The 250-nt window shown below is 61.2% G+C and carries 1 protein-coding gene; it reads left to right on the top strand.

The genetic code is table 11. From position 1 onward, the window contains the following. The coding region (locus tag SB660_RS22505) for a hypothetical protein (protein ID WP_410584702.1) at positions 1-250 on the top strand (250 nt) is incomplete at both ends.

Here is a 250-nt window from a genome sequence, read left to right as displayed (position 1 = left end):
AAAGGTCTACGACGATTTCTACAAGCCTGGCGCACCGTACGCGCATCCCGACGCGACGTACAAGCTCGACGGCAAGCCGCTGATCATTGGTCGGACCGGTGAGGCGGTCGGTCGCGACTACCAGAACTTCTTCACGTACCGACAGTCACAGTGGCCCAATGAGGGCGCCCAGACCAACGGATGGCCGTGGATGGAGTTCCAGCGGCCCCAGCGTGTCTTCTCGAACAGCGACGGTGAACGGGAAATCGTG

The sequence above is a fragment of the Bacillus sp. SIMBA_005 genome (assembly GCF_046535585.1).
Taxonomy (GTDB): domain Bacteria; phylum Bacillota; class Bacilli; order Bacillales; family Bacillaceae; genus Bacillus; species Bacillus pumilus.
The sequence above is the reverse complement of the archived record's forward strand: the minus strand, read 5'-3'. Positions and strand labels throughout refer to the sequence as shown.